A 15846-nucleotide genomic window follows, 5' to 3' on the forward strand; every position below is an offset into this window, starting at 1 on the left:
GGTTTGAGCGCTGGCCGTGCCCATCGCCATCACGGCGGGAACCAGAGCCGCCGCCGTCAGCACAGTCCGTCGTGGTACATCGTTTCGTTCAGCCATCGGAGTCCCTTTCCTGTTCGAGAAAACTGTAGGGACATCCATACGGCTTGAGAGGATCCGGAACTTGCCAAGCCATGCGTAAAACTTGCCCAATCCTGTAGCTGGGTCGGGACTCTAGGTGATTTCCAGTCGCGTCCACGCTATATTCGATCCGGATCGCTGGAGAGCCCCATGGACGCGCTCAAAGAGGCCGTACGGACCTATGCCACTGCCCAGGCAAACCCTGACGGGCTTGCCCTTACCCCCGTTCCGGGGCTGCGGATGATGTGCATCGAGGCGCCGCGCGGCGATCTCCATTCCGTCTACCGGCCGCTGATTTGCCTGGTACTGCAGGGCGCCAAACACATGACAGTGGGGCGGGAGCAACGAACCTTCTCCGCCGGGCAGTCGGTGATCGTGAGCGCCGACATGCCGGTCGTCGGGCGTATCATGCAGGCCAGCCGAAGCGAGCCCTACCTCGCCGTTGCTGTCGAGCTTCAACTGACAGTCCTTGGCGAACTGACCGCCCAGCTGGGCTGTGCCCGGCCTCTACGCCCATCCCGGACACGCACTCTCTTTGCCGAGGACACCAACGCCGCCGTTCTGGATTGTGTATTGCGCCTGATGCGGCTGCTGGACCGGCCCGAAGCGACGCCGCTGCTCCATGACGGAATCACGCGGGAGCTGCATTATTGGCTTCTGTCGGGGCAGCATGGCGAGGCGCTGCGGGCGCTTGCTGATCCGACCAGCTATGCAAGCCGTCTCGGCGCTGCCATCGCGATCCTGAGGCAGGACTATCGATCGCGGATCCGGATCGAGGAGCTTGCGGCGGCAGCGGGCATGAGCCTTACCGCCTTTCACAAGCACTTCAAGCACATGATATCGCTCACCCCAGGTCAGTACCAGAAGCGGTTGCGCCTGATCGAAGCGCGCCGCCTCATGCTGGAGCAAGGATACACGGCTACCAGTGCCGCGTTCGAGGTGGGCTATGAGAGCGTCTCGCAGTTCACCCGCGAATATGCTCGCCTGTTCAAAACGCCTCCGAAACGTGACGTGCTACGGGTGCGAAACGCGTCGCGCAAACCAACTGGAGCAATCCTTCCACTCCCTGCCGCCCAACCGATCGCTCCGTGGAACAGCGCCGCTGGCTGAGGACAGGTGGGCGCCAGGCATGGAAACGACTCCAAGGTGCCCGCAGAGAGAAAATGAAGACGACAGGCGTTCCGCCGATCCGGCAGCGGACTGCCGGTCGTCAGGCGTAGATGAAACCTCAACGACGGGCAGGCGAAACGGCATAGGACAATCTGCGCCTGAAGAAATAGAGGAAAACCGCCCAGCGGCATGCGTTCTGCATCTCACCTCCTCCTCGGCCGCTTCAATCCATTGGTTCAGAGATCAGGCGTATCAGTGTTCCATCGCTCGCTGCGGCACTGATTGCCGTTGCGATCAGTCGGAGTGGTCCCCGTGCGACAAAGGCGTGCGGCAAAAGGGCTTGTCCGGGGCCTGGATCGATAAAGGCTGAGCACTCATGATCTGAGTCGATCACGGCTATGAACGATGTCGCAACGATCACGTCGCCGCAAGCAGCACATCGGAGAATGTACGAACCCAGGTGGACGACGGATTCGGTCTGATCTCTTCCGCAGGATGTGCAGGCTAACATATTGTTCATTGTCTCACATCCGGCATTGGGCGTGCCGCTGACGGTGTCCTATGCCGGCACGGCTCGAATGATCGTGAAGCGTGTTGCAATGGGTTTATCCCCGTAGACAGGCCCGCGCGCAATTGAATGAATCATCGATACGAAAAATCGGCCTGAACGTCGTGAGCTTCCTGGCCAACGGGAATGCGCATGCTATGGGCGGGGTTGCCGATCAGGTCGGCGGGGCGGCGTCACTTTGCGCATTATCGGGCTGCTCAAGAGGCTTCACGCTAGTGACACCCCAAAAGCCCTTCACCAAGACACCGATCATAACAACAAAACCAAAACTCATCAGGAGGTTATAGACGGTCATAGTAGATCTTCCGCGCTTGCTTTCCTGAGCATACATGAGTTCTGCCGAATTCGCGAGAACCAACCCGAACGCCAATAGGACATGGCGTTCATCGCCTCCTCACATTTGCGGCGCCGATCGGCGAGCGCGGATCCGAACCTGCGTCTTTGCAGGCTATAGGCTGATATATAAGGCAGAGAAATCAGATCATAGGTTGTTGTTTTTAAAAGATAGATCATCCTATCGGCTGATAAATGCATTTATATATCAGCTCCTGACCTGATAAAAAACACTCGATGATCATGTTGTAAGCTGAGAAATGAAAAGCGATACTCGCAAAAAAGCGCGCGGGCGCCTCGACGAAAGACTTCGAGCGCTCCATCCAATTGATCGATTTCGTGCACCGCCGAAAGGGTGGATACGCGCGCTACGTGATGCGCTCGGCATGACAGGCGCGCAACTCGGTGCGCGTGTTGGAGTGCGACCGCAGACAATCGAATCAATCGAAAAATCGGAAGCAGCGGGAACAATCCAGCTCAATACCCTGCGTCGCGCCGCCGAGGCCCTTGATTGCACGCTCGTCTATGCTCTCGTCCCAAATAATTCGCTTGAGGCTGCTGTCGATGCCCGGGCGCGCAAGATCGCAATACGGGAACTTCAGCGCGTCGCGCATACGATGCGGTTGGAGGCCCAAGGCACGGACAACGCGGATTTCGAATCTCGCATCCAGACATACATCCGCGACAAGCTTTCTGAGCGTGATCTTTGGAACGAGGCATGACTGATCTCTTCCAAGAACCTGAAGACGCGACACCGCTAGAGCCGCAGGGACGAGAGGGTCTGCTTCAGACCTGGATCACTCACCGCCGCGACCTCAACGAAGCGGAAGAAGAAAACATCGTTGAGGGTGCCGTCTGGACGCGTAGCCGGCGGCGCTTGCGGCTCGAGCGGATGCTCAGTGAAGACTTCATGCGGACGCTTCATAGGCAAATGTTCGGTGACGTCTGCGGTGGGCCGGCGCGTTCCGCGCCGCAGAGCGCAACATCGGCATTCAGGCTTATCGCATCGAAACTGAGCTCGCGAGCTTGTTGGATGACGTTCGATATTGGATTGAGCACAAGACATTTTCGCCGGATGAGATAGCGATCAGATTCCATCACCGCCTCGTCGCCATCCACCCGTTCCCGAACGGAAACGGCCGCCACGCACGGCTAGCGGCGGACCTCCTGATCGAGCGTCTCGGCGGCGAGCCTTTCACTTGGGGTGGCGGCAGCCTGGCCGATGTTGGCGAATTGCGGGCACGCTACGTCGCGGCACTACGCGCCGCCGACAACCATGACATCGCTCCGCTCATTAAATTCGCCCGCTGTTGAGGACCAAGTCCAAGTTGCCGCCCTTTTCAATGCCCCGGTTTGAAACCAATATCGACCCACAGAATCTGTAAGCTCCTCTTTCGGCCGATCAACACGGCAGGCCCAATGATCGTGAGGCCGCCGAAACAGAAGCGTACCGATTGCCATCCGGCTGAGCAGGACACGAACGGCATCCGACATGGTCAGGCCCATGTTTTCGAGCCCGGCAGAGGCGAGTTCCCGACTTCGGCATCGCCATCGCTTATTGGCGAGCTCAGCCTACGCGGGAATGCAAATGAACGACGAACGCTACAGCTGATCTGGCCCTGTTTGCCTGCCCTCCTTGCCTCTAGCTCTTGAAAGCAACAGAGTCATCTTAGGGGGTGCGCTATATCCGAACAGGTGGTGGATTGACGACCAATCCTGAAGGCTTCAAGCCGTGCTCTCCCAAGGGAATCCCAAACCGGATTCTTAGGTGAAACGGGATTCCCTGGCGAATATGGCATCGATCTGCGGAGCGTTTCGCGAGAACGATCGCCAGAGTAGCACCGCCAAAGCGAACATCACATTCCAAGCGATAACCACATCTGACAGGAAGTGGGCTCCAAGCACTACTCTGTTCAATGAAAAGGCTGCCGCGACAATGCCAACCGCCCCGAGATAAAGTGTCGAGTATTTGGGCCTGATGAATACAACAAGCGTGAGCAGTGCGAAGGCGCTTGCCGCCTCTCCCGAGATGAAGGAACAATTCCTTACGCATTGGTCGGTGAGTTCCCACGGAGGCGTGAAAAGTGCGCTGCCACCAAATTCTTCAAGTGCTCTTGGACGCGCTCTACCAACAAGCATCTTGATCAGGTGAACGCCAAACCCCGGACCCGCTGCAAAGAATGTAATCAAAAACACCAACTTGTGCGGTGCAGGTGGATTTTTCAGGTGCCTAAGAAATGGATTTGGAATTAACAGCGCCGCCGCAATTCCTATCACGACCCAAGGTAGAAACCTGTTGGTGTCACGAAACGCAACGAGGAAGCTGTTTTCATTGAAATCGAAGCCAGCGGCGGGCTCCCAAAAAAAACGACTTACAATCAGGTCAAGTTCTGGCATCGCTGCAAAAATCAGGGAAACAAAGCCCAAAAGTATAAGCGCCTGTGGAAGCAAATGGCATGTTTTGTCGTCCGCGGTTTTCGAAATTGCTTTTTGAACGTGGTTGAGGTCAGTTACACTCATCGGTGGCTCCTCGTTGAGGACCACGTTCTCTCGCCCGATTGTCAAGATTTCACGGAGAACCGGGGAAGGGCATGTCAAAATCAGTGGGTTTGACTATGATTTCATCTCTCGTGCTGGTGGTCGAGGACGACGAAGATATAGCGTCGCTCTTGGAAAGGTATCTTGCAAGAGCTGGATATAGGACGACCAAAGCATCAACAGGCCTTTCGGCTCTCACCCATGTACAGAGATTACAGCCGGACCTGATCTTGCTCGACATCGGCCTGCCAGATATTGACGGTTTCGATCTTCTGACGAAGGTTCGAGGGAATTCCACCGTGCCGGTGATATTCTTGTCGGCGATGGATGATAGTACGGACAAATTGCTCGGTCTGAAGCTCGGCGCTGACGACTACGTCACGAAACCATTCAACCCACAGGAAGTCGTGGCACGTGTGGGGGCCGTATTAAAGCGAACCAGAGGCGTTGCCGCCAGCGAGGTTATCCGGCACGACGACATCGAAGTCCAACTGGATTCGCACATCGCGATTGCATCAACGGAGAAAGGACGGGTTGAACTGCCGCTGACCGCAACAGAATTCCGCCTTTTGGTCTGTTTGTTAAGGTCTCCCTTTAAGACGTTCGAAAGAGCATCTTTACTGGACGCGTGTTTACCCGAAAGCGACGCCCTTGATCGCACCATTGACACGCATATTGGCAATCTGCGGCGGAAGCTCGCAGAATTTGGCCAAGAGGGGTACATAACCACAGTCCGCGGTATCGGGTATCGTTTCGCGAGGTCGACAGGTGTCTAGGCCGACCCTCTCAATCACAACAGCTGCATTAACGTCAGTCATTCAACTTGCAACTATAGCGGCGCTTTACGTCGCAGTTGATTGGTACATTGATCACGCTGAGGTAACTGCCCTCGACGGACTACCTCAAGATGCAAGATCGGCTTGGGTGAGCCTAAATATGGGCGAGGTTCCCGATCCAAAGGCCCTTGCGGCGCTTGCGCCCCTTTACCCGCAGTTAGAGGAGGCAACAGAGGCATCGCCTGTCGAGGGTGTTTTGGGTTTCGGCTTTGCACTGATCGTTATCTCAAGTGTAATCGGGGTAGTCTTGGCTTACAGGATCGTGGCGCCGCTAACCCGATTGACTGCGGCCGCGGAAAAGATTCGACAAGGCGATTTCCAGGTCACTGTAGAACCCGGCGCAACCAAAGAGGTGGCAGCGCTTGCTGTAACGATCAATAGCATGGCCAGCGAATTGCTCGCGTTGGAAACGCGCTTGAAATTCAATACGCGAGCGGTCGCTCATGAATTGCGCACGCCGCTTACCGTGTTGCAGGGTAATTTACAGGGCATGTCCGACGGTGTGATTCCTGCCAGCGAGGAACGATTGCGAGCTCTGCTGGTGCAAGCACAGGGCATGTCCCGTCTCGTAGACCAGCTGAACACGCTTTCTTTGGCAGGCACGACCAGCTTTGTCACAGCAACTACGACAACAGACTTGGCGTTGCATGTTTTGGAGACGGTGAGTTTGTTTCAGGCCTCCGCAGGCGACGCCCTCGATTTCCGAACATACCTCCAACCCGCACCGGCGAAAATCGATCCGGACCGTTTCCGCCAGGCTCTCCTTGCTCTGCTCGAAAACGCGCGTAGATACGCGGGGGATTGCGGTCCAATCGATGTTCATACCGGTTTGGATGAAGCCGGGCAGTCATTCATTTCCGTTCGAGACAAAGGTCCGGGACTACCGGACTATGTGCAGCACTCCTCTTTCGATATGTTCTGGAGAAGCGAGAGGCTTAACGATCGTGGTCTAAGCGGTTCCGGGCTTGGTCTCACGGTCGTTAAGGCCATTGCGGAAGGGCACAATGCGCGGTTGGAAGTAGGAAATAACCCTGACGGAGGTGCCTACGCCAAGATCACGTTTTAGGTCTCTTGGAAAAACGGTATCCACGACAGGACGAGAGGAGATTGACGGCCAGACTGCTGTTCAAACCACGCGTTGATACTACAGAAAGGCGGTTTTGCCGCCGGTCCCCGCTCCTCTACCATCGTCCCGAAACTATCAGGCATGGCTTTGCGCTGTCCCTGTACCCTAGTGGCGGTCGATCCCTGCCCTCGAAGCTAGACCCGGTCTTGAAAGGACTCAAACCGGTGACCCGCTATTCACAATCCTGAAGGGGTCTGAACCTTCGGCCTCCCCAAGGGAGACCTATGTCATTACAGGTCAGTGCCCATTCGCGTGTTATCCTGCTCAGGGTGCATCCACGTCCAATGCTCCGGCTTGCGACCCGCTGCCAGAGACGCTTATGAGGCTAGCTCGAGCACCGCCAGTTCCTTCATCGTACGGGCGATGCCTTCGATCTCACGGAGTTTCTTTTGGCCATCCAACTCTCCTTGACCCGGATCCTGGCTATTCCGCCGGTACCGGGCTCAGCCCACCTTCGTCCACGGAGCGTTCCTTCGGCGCCGCTCGGCGAGCCGCAGCGCGAGCCAGGACGTTCTGGCGGTTGATCGATTTCCGCTCGGCGTCGATCCGGTTGATCAGCAATTCCGCTCGTTCAACGGAGCCGAGAAGGGCAAGAATGGTGCCGCGCTCGCCGGCGCCCGCGTTTGGGCCGAGTGATAGGGTGATTGCGCGCAGTTCCTCAATTGGCGGATAATTGACATGACCGGTGGGCATCTTCGGATCGGCCACGCCATAGGTGGGAAGAATCTGCCGAAGCGCTACGTCCAGCCGGCTCAGCGCCGTTTCAACGATGGCTTGCGCTTCAATGCCGAATTTTTCGCGCTTAACTCGCCGGGCGACCTGGTGCATCGATTCCGTCAGGGCAGCGGTGAAGTCGGCCTCTTCGATCAGGCTCGCGACAAGATCGAGTTGCTCATAGGGAAGATCTTCCTTCATCAGGCTGGCACTATAGCCGCGAATGTCACGGCTCAGAATGTCCGTTGCCAGATAATGCTCGCCGGGATCAGACGGGGCTTTCTTGTCGCCGCGGGCAATGTTCAGAAACATGGCACCAGACTGCAAATGGCGTTCCGTTTCCTTCTGAATGGCCGGCACGGCTTGAGCGAAGTCGTTGGCAAGCTTGCCATCCAGGAACCGCGGCGTCGAATAATCTTCGATATCTTCCTCGTCCGTGCGGCCGACCCGCGACAGGACCCTTTCGAAGACGCTGATGAAAGGGAACAGCAACAGGGTGTTGAAGATATTGAAGAAGGTCGAATAAAGGCCGACTGCGACCGGCACCAGCGGAAAGGTCTCTTTGCCATCGACGATAACGGGGGTTGCCGGGTCTCCGCCGAACCACTGCATTGCCCATTCGAGGACGCCGATGGACACGAAAAAGAGCGGGACGGTGATGCACACGCCGATGATGTTGAACGAAATATGGGCGTAGGCGGCGCGTTTGGCATTCTTGGACAGGTTCAGCGAGGCAATCCAGGAGGTAATCGTTGTCCCGAGGTCAGCACCAAGCGAGAAGGCGACGGCTGTCGTCCAATCCAGAATGCCGGCGGCACCAAGGCCCATGACGATGCCGATGGTCGCGGATGAAGAATGGATCATCGCCGTGACGCCGGCGGCGATCAGGACACACTTCATTAGGTTGAAGTAGGAGTCGGCTCTCAAGGTCTGCAAGACCTCCATGACTTCAGGCAGATTGCGCAGAGGGCGCAAACCGCCGGTCATCAGGTTCAGACCGTAGAAAATCAGCGCGAAACCCATGCAGGCAAGGGCAATATTGCGAACTTTCTCGCTCTTAGCGAAGCAATAGAGAAGCGCAAAAACGCCGCCGCAGATTAGGCCGAGCGGCCCGAGCGGCAGCGCGATCAGTCCGTTGCCAAGGGTGGTTCCGATATTGGCACCCATGATGACGCTTATAGCGGGACGCAGCCCCACGACACCGGCGTTCACTAATCCCACGACCATGACAGTCATTGCCGTCGAGGACTGGATGACGCCGGTGATGAACGTTCCTGCGAGAACACCCTTTACCGGCGTTCCGGCAGCCTTGGCAAGGAACGCCCGCATCTTGTTGACGGAGAGAGCTTGGATACCGTTGGCCATGAACTCCAGGCCGAGCATGAATATCCCCAAGCCGCCAATGACGGGTACCAGGATGTCCTTAAAGATGTCGATTTGCATGGAAATACCCGCCCTTATCTGTGCGTGACGACGTCAGGGTCAGTTGTTGATCGAGGCATTCAATCTGTTGGCCCAATACGCTTCGATTCGTGTGGTGAGTTCGGCGGAAACCGGGATGTATCCCAGTGCCGCCGCTTTCTCCGAACCTTTGGCCAGCGCCAGGCGGAAGAGGTCGAGAACCCGTTCGACGCGATCGCGGCCATGGCGGATTGGAATGACGGCATAGGTGACGACAGCGATCGGATAGGCCCCTTCACCCGCCAGATTGGTCGTGTCGGCACTAAAATCGCGCGCCGGATCCCAGGCGACATTTGCAAGGCCCAGTTGGAAGGATTTGACATCAGGTTGTACGAAAGCTCCCGACTGGTTTTGCAGGGAAGCGTAGCTCATTCCGAGGCGGACAGCCTGGCCATATTCGAGGTAGGCGATGCTGTTCTCGGTCGCGTCCGCCAGTGTCGCAAGCCCGCCCGTTCCTCTTTCACCACGACCGTGGGGCCATTTGACCAACGTATCGGATCCAACCTTGTCGTGCCATTGGACGCTGACCTTTGAGAGAAAGTTGGTGAAGGCAGCGGTAGAACCTGATCCATCCTCACGATAGAGGACGGCAATGTTCGCGTTCGGCAGGTTGAGATCAGGATTGATCGCCTTGATGTTCGGATCCGACCACGTGGTGATCTTGCCGAGATAAATATCTGCGAGGATTGGGCCGGAAAGACGAAGCTGGCCCGACCTGACCCCGGCAATATTGGTAGCGACGACAATTCCGCCCATGACGATGGGAAACTGCGCGAGATTGCGCGTCTTCAGATCTTCGGGCGCAAGCGGCGCATCGGTGGCTGCGAAATCCATTTCCGGCTGGTCGAGCCGCATCACGCCGGCGAGAGACCCGACCGGCTCGTAGTCCACATTCCAGTCCGGTGAGGTGAAATCGCCGCCATCCATTCGCGCTGTTTCGTAGTCGCGCGACCATTGATGAATGATTGGCGCGGCGAACGTTGATCCTGCACCGCGGATCGGCTCAGCGTTGGCGAGAGGCGCGATCGCCAAGATGCCTGTCACAGCGACGATTGCCGGCCATCTCAAATAGTTCAAGACATTGAAGGACTGCAACAGCAACATGACACGCCCCCTCGAACCCGCATTTCTAAGATGCTCCCGGCAAAATCCCCCGGTCAATTACCTCGACCGTTCATCTCGGCGCCTTGACGTCTAGACCCATCCGTTCAAAGTATAGCTCTTGGTTAACGGTTGGATGACACTGAGCTGGATAGTGAAAAGCCGCGGATCGATATCGAAGTCTTCGCTGGGCGGCACCCCTCGAAGCTGCTGGCGCAGCTTCGCTATTCGCATGAAGATAGACAGCTTAAGCTTCAAAGCGATGCGGCAGGCGTCATTCGGCTGACACATGCGCTGGATTACCATCCTCGCTCAATGTAGATGCCGCAGTCTTCGGAGAGATGCCGCATGAACCTCAGCGACCCAAACCAACTCGCCCGCATCAAGGCAGAGATCGCCGACAGCTTCGACGAAGAGCTGGAACTGCAGATGGATGAGGACCAGCTCGACGAGCTGATCCCCGACGGCATGCAGCCGACTGCCGGCAAGCTTCTCGACCGTAAGATCTACTTCCAGGAACTCTTCCGTCTCCAGCATGAGTTGGTGCAGTTACAGGATTGGGTTCAGCATCAGAAGCTGAAGGTCGTGGTGATCTTCGAGGGTCGCGACTCTGCGGGCAAGGGCGGCGCCATCAAACGCGTCACCCAGCGGCTCAACCCGCGGGTCTGCCGCGTCGTTGCCCTCCCCGCTCCGTCAGAACGTGAACGGCATCAATGGTATTTCCAGCGCTATGTGCAGCATCTGCCCACCGCAGGCGAGATCGTTTTATTCGACCGTAGTTGGTACAATCGTGCAGGCGTCGAACGGGTCATGGGCTTTTGCACGCCGGACGAGCTGGAAGACTTCTTTCAGTCGGCTCCTCAATTCGAAAACATGCTGGTTCGCTCAGGTATAATCCTGATCAAATACTGGTTCTCCATCACCGATGAGGAGCAGGAGTTCCGCTTCGACATGCGTATCCAGGATCCATTGAAGCAGTGGAAGCTGTCGCCGATGGATCTGGAAAGCCGCGTCCATTGGGAAGCCTACACCAAGGCCAAGGAAGAAATGCTGGCGCGGACCCACAAGCCGGAAACACCATGGTGGGTGGTGGACGCCGTCGACAAACGCAGGGCACGCCTGAACTGCATCGCGCATCTTCTTCAGCAAATTCCTTATGGTGATGTTCCCAAGCCATCGATTCAATTGCCTGCGCGGGCTCGCAACTCAGATTACAACCGCGCACCGGTTCCAGCAGAGATGTATGTGCCAGATCTTTACCGATAGAAGCGGACCCGTCCGTAGGCTCGCGCAGTCAACCATGGCAACCTGATTTCGCTTAGCTTATGATTGAAAATCCGGTGTCACCTGCGCAGCCATGAGAGCTCGGCGGATCCTTCACGGCGTCCGTCGCCCGCGACCGAAGATGATCGTGTCAGATATATCAAGCGACGCAGCAGCCATGGGCGCTGCAATCATGCCTTTTCGCCGAATGCTCTATTAAGCGGTCCCCGACCGTTCAAGAACGGCTGAACCCTTCACCCTTGGGAGAAACGTGCCTTGGCTCTGAAGGACCGGAAAGCGCTAAGTGCATTGATCGAGCGGCCGCCGTCGATCGACGCAAGGTCGAGTATGATAGCGTTGATGATGGTCATGGGAACTACAAGTGACTGTGACTCACCTGGCTTGCCTCGAGAAACAAGTATCTGATGATCTGGGGCCGGGTCGATGCGTGCTCCACCCACGTCGGTTAGGGCAAGCGTCTTAGCACCGCGCTCTGCTGCTAGTTCTTGAACTTCTTGCAACAGAGGCGGCGCTTTGCGGAATGCGAAAAGCAACACGACGTCTTTGGACGAAAGTGGGGTCAGCGTCTCAACGATACGATGCATCTGGCTTGCTAGATCAATTGCGTCATAGCCGGAACGAGTGAGGCGAAGCGCGAGGAGGTATCCCAAAGCAGCAAAGTGCCCGCGCCCGAAAATGTAAATCTTGCGACTATCCCGCAAGGCTTGCGAGAATGCTCGGATGTCGGTGTCGGAGACGCTGTTTCGAGCCTGTTGAAGCGCGGCGATTTCGCTGTCTAGCACCGAAGCCAGCAGCCCATCATCTTCAGCTTTAACAAGCCTGGCAGCCATACGCGCGGCCGGACTTTCGAAGTCGTTGCCGCCCTCCATCAGACTGTTTTGCAGAAAGGCGCGCAGCTCTGGATAGCCCTTGAAGCCCAGACGTCGTGCAAGTCTGACGGCAGAGGCGGGATGCACACCAGCGCGTGATGATACGTTCTTGCCATTGTCCATCGCAGCCCGTACCGGATCTTGTAATAGGACATCAAGGAGACGCGTGTCGGCTTCCGTTAACCGGGTTGAATGACGGCTAATCAGATCGCTTAGTGCAAGCGGTCCGTCCTGCTTGTTCATCTGCTCTGCCCCCATTTCTCATCGTCAACCTTGCGCTACGATCGACAGCTCGACCCTGTCACCGTTCTGGCTATTGAAAAACAGCGCCCGCTCAACATCGAAGGCAATCCAGAAGTTCTCCGGGTTCTTTGGCAGATCCTTCCTTGGAGCGGATACTGTGAGGCGGCCGGCAGGCGTTTCACAGTGAAGGAGCATATCGGACCCCGTCATCTCAGACAGGAGAAGACGTGCGGGAAGTGCCGACTGTTGTCGTCGTTCGTCATGGATGGACAGGATTTCGGGGCGTAGTCCCGCCGTCAGGCCTCTAGGCCCGATCCAGCCCGGCAGCATGTCAGCTGCCACGAAATTCACCGGAGGGCTGCCGAGAAAGCTCGCCACAAAACGATTGGCAGGACGGTCGTAGATCACATCGGGCCGGTCAAATTGCAGAAGATGCCCGTCCTTCATAACCGCGATCCGGTCCGCCAGAGACAACGCCTCCGTTTGGTCATGCGTAACGTAGACGATCGTTGCGCCTAGCTGCCGGTGAAGCTCCTTGATCTCAGTGCGCATCGTGATTCGCAACGCGTTGTCGAGATTAGAGAGCGGTTCGTCCATGAGGAAAATGGAGGCATTGCGGGCCATTGCCCTGCCCATCGCAACACGCTGACGCTGCCCCCCGGAAAGCGCGGCGGGTTTGCGGTCAAGATAAAGCTCCAATTGCAACGTCTTCGCAACGTTCTGTGCCCGCTCATTACGCTCCGCCTTTCTCATGCCACGCAGCTCCAGACCGAATGCGATGTTCTCACGAACGGTCATATGCGGATAAAGTGCGTAATTCTGGAAGATCATCGCGATGTCGCGGTCCTGCGGCGCCAGATCGTTAGCGCGGCGCCCGCCGATCTCGATCGTCCCCTCCTCGCAGCGATCGAGGCCCGCAATCAGGCGCAGAAGCGTGGACTTGCCGCAGCCGGACGGCCCGACAATCACGACGAACTCGCCCGGCTGGATATCCAGCGACACGCCGTGGAGAACCTGAGGACCGTTGACATAGGCTTTGCGGATGTCGCTCAGCGAAATCCCGCTCATGCCGATGCCTCCCCGCGATGTTCCGCACGAACGGCAATTGCCAGCGTCGGTCGGTCGGTGGTGAAAACCTTTACGCCGAGGTCCAGCGCCTTCGTGATCTGTGCCCGGCTATGGGCGGCCCAGCAGCCGAAATCGAGGCCTGCTGCCTGTACCCTCGCCATCAGGGCCGCGTCGGCGGTGTCGATGTGAACCCCGATCTCGGGAATTTCATGCGCGACCGCCGTCTCTATCACAACATCCGGCCCCAGCTGCCGCAGCACCGAAGGGCTGACGAGCCAGAGCCGCGGGCGTGTGCTCGCCTGCCCGAGCTCATCCATGGATGCGACCAGGAAAGACGAAAACGTCGTTCGCTCCAGCATTGAATGGCGCTCCAGTTCGGCAACGACCGGCCCGACGAACCCCTCATAGGGAATGCCATCGATGCCCGGCTTGATCTCGCAGCGGAAATTCACGTGGCTTCCGGTATAGAGCGCACACAGTTCCTCCAGCGTCATCGGGTGGCTGCCGGCACCGTAACGGATCGTAGCCGCCTTGACCTCGGCCAGCGTCATGTCGGCTATGGCGCCTGTCGTATCTGTGGTCGCATCGAGTGTGGCGTCATGATGGACGACGATTGCGCCATCGGCTGTTGGATGAAGATCGAACTCGACTTCTTCGAGCGCCATGGCGGCGGTAGCGGCAAAACCGTGGGGCGTGCTGTCGCCGAATTCCAGCGTACCACCGCGATGGGATGCAATGCGTGTCATGCTCTGAATGTCCTGGATTACTTGACGGCGCCCATGGTGATGCCGCGCACGAGATGACGCTCCACCAATAGGAAACCGAGGAGAACGGGAAGAATGGTGATGGTCGATGCGGCCATGACCAATGGCCAGTCGATCAGGCCTTCACCGGGGTTGATGCGGTAGAGGCGGGCAAGGCCGATCTGAAGCGTGTAGAGATCCTGCTTGCCAACAGCGACCAGGGGCCAGATGTAGTTGTTCCATTCCGTGATGAAGATGTAGAGCGCCATGGAGGCGATGGCCGGACGCGACAGCGGCACGATGATGCGCCACAGAACCTGCAGCGAGGTTGCGCCATCCATATAGGCCGCCTCGTCCAGTGCTTTCGGGATGCCACGGATATACTGGCGCAGGAAGAAGGCGGCAAAACCGTTGGAAATCGCCGGCAGGATGAGGCCGGCATAGCTGTCCAGCAGCCCGACCTTCGCCAGCGTCAGATAATTCGGAATGAGGCTGATATGGCTCGGGATCATCAAGGTCGCGACGGTGGCCGCGAACAGGAAATTGCCGCCCCTGAATGAATACCGAGCGAAGGCGTACGCCGCCATGGTGGCGAAGGTGATGCCGAGTATTGTCACCAGTCCCGAGACGATCAGGCTGTTCAGCAGGTAGCGGGCGAAATTGTACTGCCCGACGGCGCGGACATAGTTGTCGAGGGTGAAGCCGAGGTCGCCGGCATAATAAGCGTCTACCGTCTGGAACGACATCCAGATCGAATAGAGCACGGGTGACAGAAACAGCAGGCCGGCGACCAGCGCCAAACCGGCAAGGACACGGTTATCAGGCTTCATAATGCACCTTACGGCCGATGATACGCGACTTCAGAATGGCGAGCGCGACCAGCAGGATGAACAACAGAACGGCCAAAGCTGAACCGCGGCCGATGTCGAACAGCACAAAGCCGATTTCATATAGAAGATTAACGAGCATATCGGTTGCGCCAGCGGGCCCTCCACGCGTCATCACGTTGACGATAGTAAAGACCTGGAAGGCCTCGATGACGGAGATCACCAGCAGGAAGTAGGTCGTGGGCATTACCAGCGGCATCGTGACACGGCGGAAGACATGCATCCGTTTGCCCCCGTCAACGGCTGCGGCGTCATACAATTCATGCGGGATTGCCTGCAGACCGGCGATGTAGATGACGATATCGTAGCCGATCTGCTTCCAGGTATTGACGAAGATCAGCACCCAGAGCGCTAGATGCGGATCCTGAAGCCACTGCACCTTGCCGAAACCAAACGTGTTCAGCAGGGCATTGACCATGCCGTAATCAGTCGAGAACACCCATGAGAACACGACCGCGATCGAGACTGTCGAGGTGACTGACGGCAAGAACAGGGCGCCGCGCAGCAGCCTCACATGCAGGGTTTCGCGCACGAGATAAGCGGCAATCACCAGTGCCAGGCCAAGCCGAAGGGGTACGGAAAGCACTGCGAACAGCGTCGTGACCCAGAGTGAATTCCAAAGATCACGGGAGGCCAGCAGTTGCTCGTAATTACGAAAGCCGACAAACGGCATGTCGGGCGACAGGAAGTTCCATTCGCGAAAGCTGAGATTGACGCTTGCAAATATAGGGATGTAGGTAAACAGCGCGATGAAGATCATCAGCGGCGCTACAAACAGATAGGGCGTGAGCTTGGAAGACATGACCATGACTGCACCGACAGACGCACTAAACATCTGCCGGTGCCCT

General features: G+C 57.3%; 15 protein-coding genes and 1 pseudogene. 6 read left to right on the forward strand and 10 right to left on the reverse strand.

Going from position 1 to position 15846, the window contains the following annotated elements; genetic code table 11:
- Positions 1-267: 267 nt before the first annotated feature.
- Positions 268-1227, forward strand: coding sequence for an AraC family transcriptional regulator (locus tag ACE04I_RS20645; protein ID WP_487207557.1), 960 nt, complete (start codon positions 268-270; stop codon positions 1225-1227).
- 223 nt (positions 1228-1450) lie between these two features.
- Here the strand turns inward: ACE04I_RS20645 and ACE04I_RS20650 are convergent, their stop codons facing one another.
- Positions 1451-1747: a hypothetical protein gene (locus ACE04I_RS20650; RefSeq protein WP_487207558.1), complete on the reverse strand. Its 297-nt coding sequence runs from the start codon at positions 1745-1747 to the stop codon at positions 1451-1453.
- Between the two features lie 202 nt (positions 1748-1949).
- On the reverse strand, positions 1950-2090 hold the full coding sequence (locus ACE04I_RS20655) for a hypothetical protein (protein WP_487207559.1): 141 nt from the start codon (positions 2088-2090) through the stop codon (positions 1950-1952).
- A 298-nt stretch (positions 2091-2388) separates the two neighbouring features.
- Here ACE04I_RS20655 and ACE04I_RS20660 point away from each other — a divergent pair, with 298 nt between their 5' ends.
- Complete coding sequence (locus ACE04I_RS20660; RefSeq protein ID WP_487207560.1) at positions 2389-2850, forward strand: mobile mystery protein A; 462 nt, start codon at positions 2389-2391, stop codon at positions 2848-2850.
- Positions 2847-3442, forward strand: a pseudogene (locus ACE04I_RS20665) (mobile mystery protein B). Before ACE04I_RS20660 ends, ACE04I_RS20665 begins: the two are co-directional and overlap by 4 nt.
- 450 nt (positions 3443-3892) lie before the next feature.
- Here the strand turns inward: ACE04I_RS20665 and ACE04I_RS20670 are convergent.
- Positions 3893-4648, reverse strand: a complete 756-nt coding sequence (locus ACE04I_RS20670; RefSeq protein WP_487207561.1) for a phosphatase PAP2 family protein — start codon at positions 4646-4648, stop codon at positions 3893-3895.
- A gap of 71 nt (positions 4649-4719) precedes the next feature.
- On the opposite strand from ACE04I_RS20670, the gene ACE04I_RS20675 reads away from it, so the two are divergent.
- On the forward strand, positions 4720-5442 hold the full coding sequence (locus ACE04I_RS20675; RefSeq protein ID WP_487207562.1) for a response regulator: 723 nt from the start codon (positions 4720-4722) through the stop codon (positions 5440-5442).
- 160 nt (positions 5443-5602) lie between these two features.
- A complete protein-coding gene (locus tag ACE04I_RS20680) occupies positions 5603-6568 on the forward strand; it encodes an ATP-binding protein (RefSeq protein WP_487207563.1) in 966 nt (321 codons plus the stop codon).
- 483 nt (positions 6569-7051) lie between these two features.
- Here ACE04I_RS20680 and ACE04I_RS20685 read toward each other — a convergent pair whose 3' ends face one another.
- Together ACE04I_RS20685 and pstS are read right to left on the reverse strand one after the other, a co-directional pair.
- On the reverse strand, positions 7052-8785 hold the full coding sequence (locus tag ACE04I_RS20685) for a Na/Pi cotransporter family protein (protein ID WP_487207564.1): 1734 nt from the start codon (positions 8783-8785) through the stop codon (positions 7052-7054).
- A 39-nt stretch (positions 8786-8824) separates the two neighbouring features.
- Positions 8825-9907, reverse strand: coding sequence for a phosphate ABC transporter substrate-binding protein PstS (gene pstS, locus ACE04I_RS20690; protein WP_487207565.1), 1083 nt, complete (start codon positions 9905-9907; stop codon positions 8825-8827).
- 345 nt (positions 9908-10252) lie between these two features.
- On the opposite strand from pstS, the gene ppk2 reads away from it, so the two are divergent.
- Positions 10253-11170, forward strand: a complete 918-nt coding sequence (gene ppk2 / locus ACE04I_RS20695) for a polyphosphate kinase 2 (protein WP_487207566.1) — start codon at positions 10253-10255, stop codon at positions 11168-11170.
- 251 nt (positions 11171-11421) lie between these two features.
- Here the strand turns inward: ppk2 and ACE04I_RS20700 are convergent, their stop codons facing one another.
- Genes ACE04I_RS20700 through ACE04I_RS20720 form a run of 5 tightly spaced genes read right to left on the reverse strand, consistent with a single transcriptional unit; the run spans position 11422 to position 15800 of the window.
- Positions 11422-12300: a MurR/RpiR family transcriptional regulator gene (locus tag ACE04I_RS20700; protein WP_487207567.1), complete on the reverse strand. Its 879-nt coding sequence runs from the start codon at positions 12298-12300 to the stop codon at positions 11422-11424.
- A 24-nt stretch (positions 12301-12324) separates the two neighbouring features.
- Positions 12325-13368 carry an ABC transporter ATP-binding protein gene (locus tag ACE04I_RS20705; RefSeq protein ID WP_487207568.1) on the reverse strand — a complete coding sequence of 348 codons (1044 nt, stop codon included), beginning with the start codon at positions 13366-13368 and terminating at the stop codon, positions 12325-12327.
- Entirely contained in the window at positions 13365-14114 is a 750-nt protein-coding gene (locus tag ACE04I_RS20710; protein ID WP_487207569.1) for a glycerophosphodiester phosphodiesterase family protein, read from the reverse strand. Before ACE04I_RS20710 ends, ACE04I_RS20705 begins: the two co-directional genes overlap by 4 nt.
- 17 nt (positions 14115-14131) lie before the next feature.
- Positions 14132-14941, reverse strand: coding sequence for a carbohydrate ABC transporter permease (locus ACE04I_RS20715; protein ID WP_487207570.1), 810 nt, complete (start codon positions 14939-14941; stop codon positions 14132-14134).
- Entirely contained in the window at positions 14931-15800 is an 870-nt protein-coding gene (locus ACE04I_RS20720; RefSeq protein WP_487207582.1) for a carbohydrate ABC transporter permease, read from the reverse strand. The genes ACE04I_RS20715 and ACE04I_RS20720 overlap by 11 nt, the downstream gene beginning before the upstream one ends.
- Positions 15801-15846 lie beyond the last annotated feature (46 nt).

This window comes from Rhizobium moroccans (assembly GCF_057559155.1).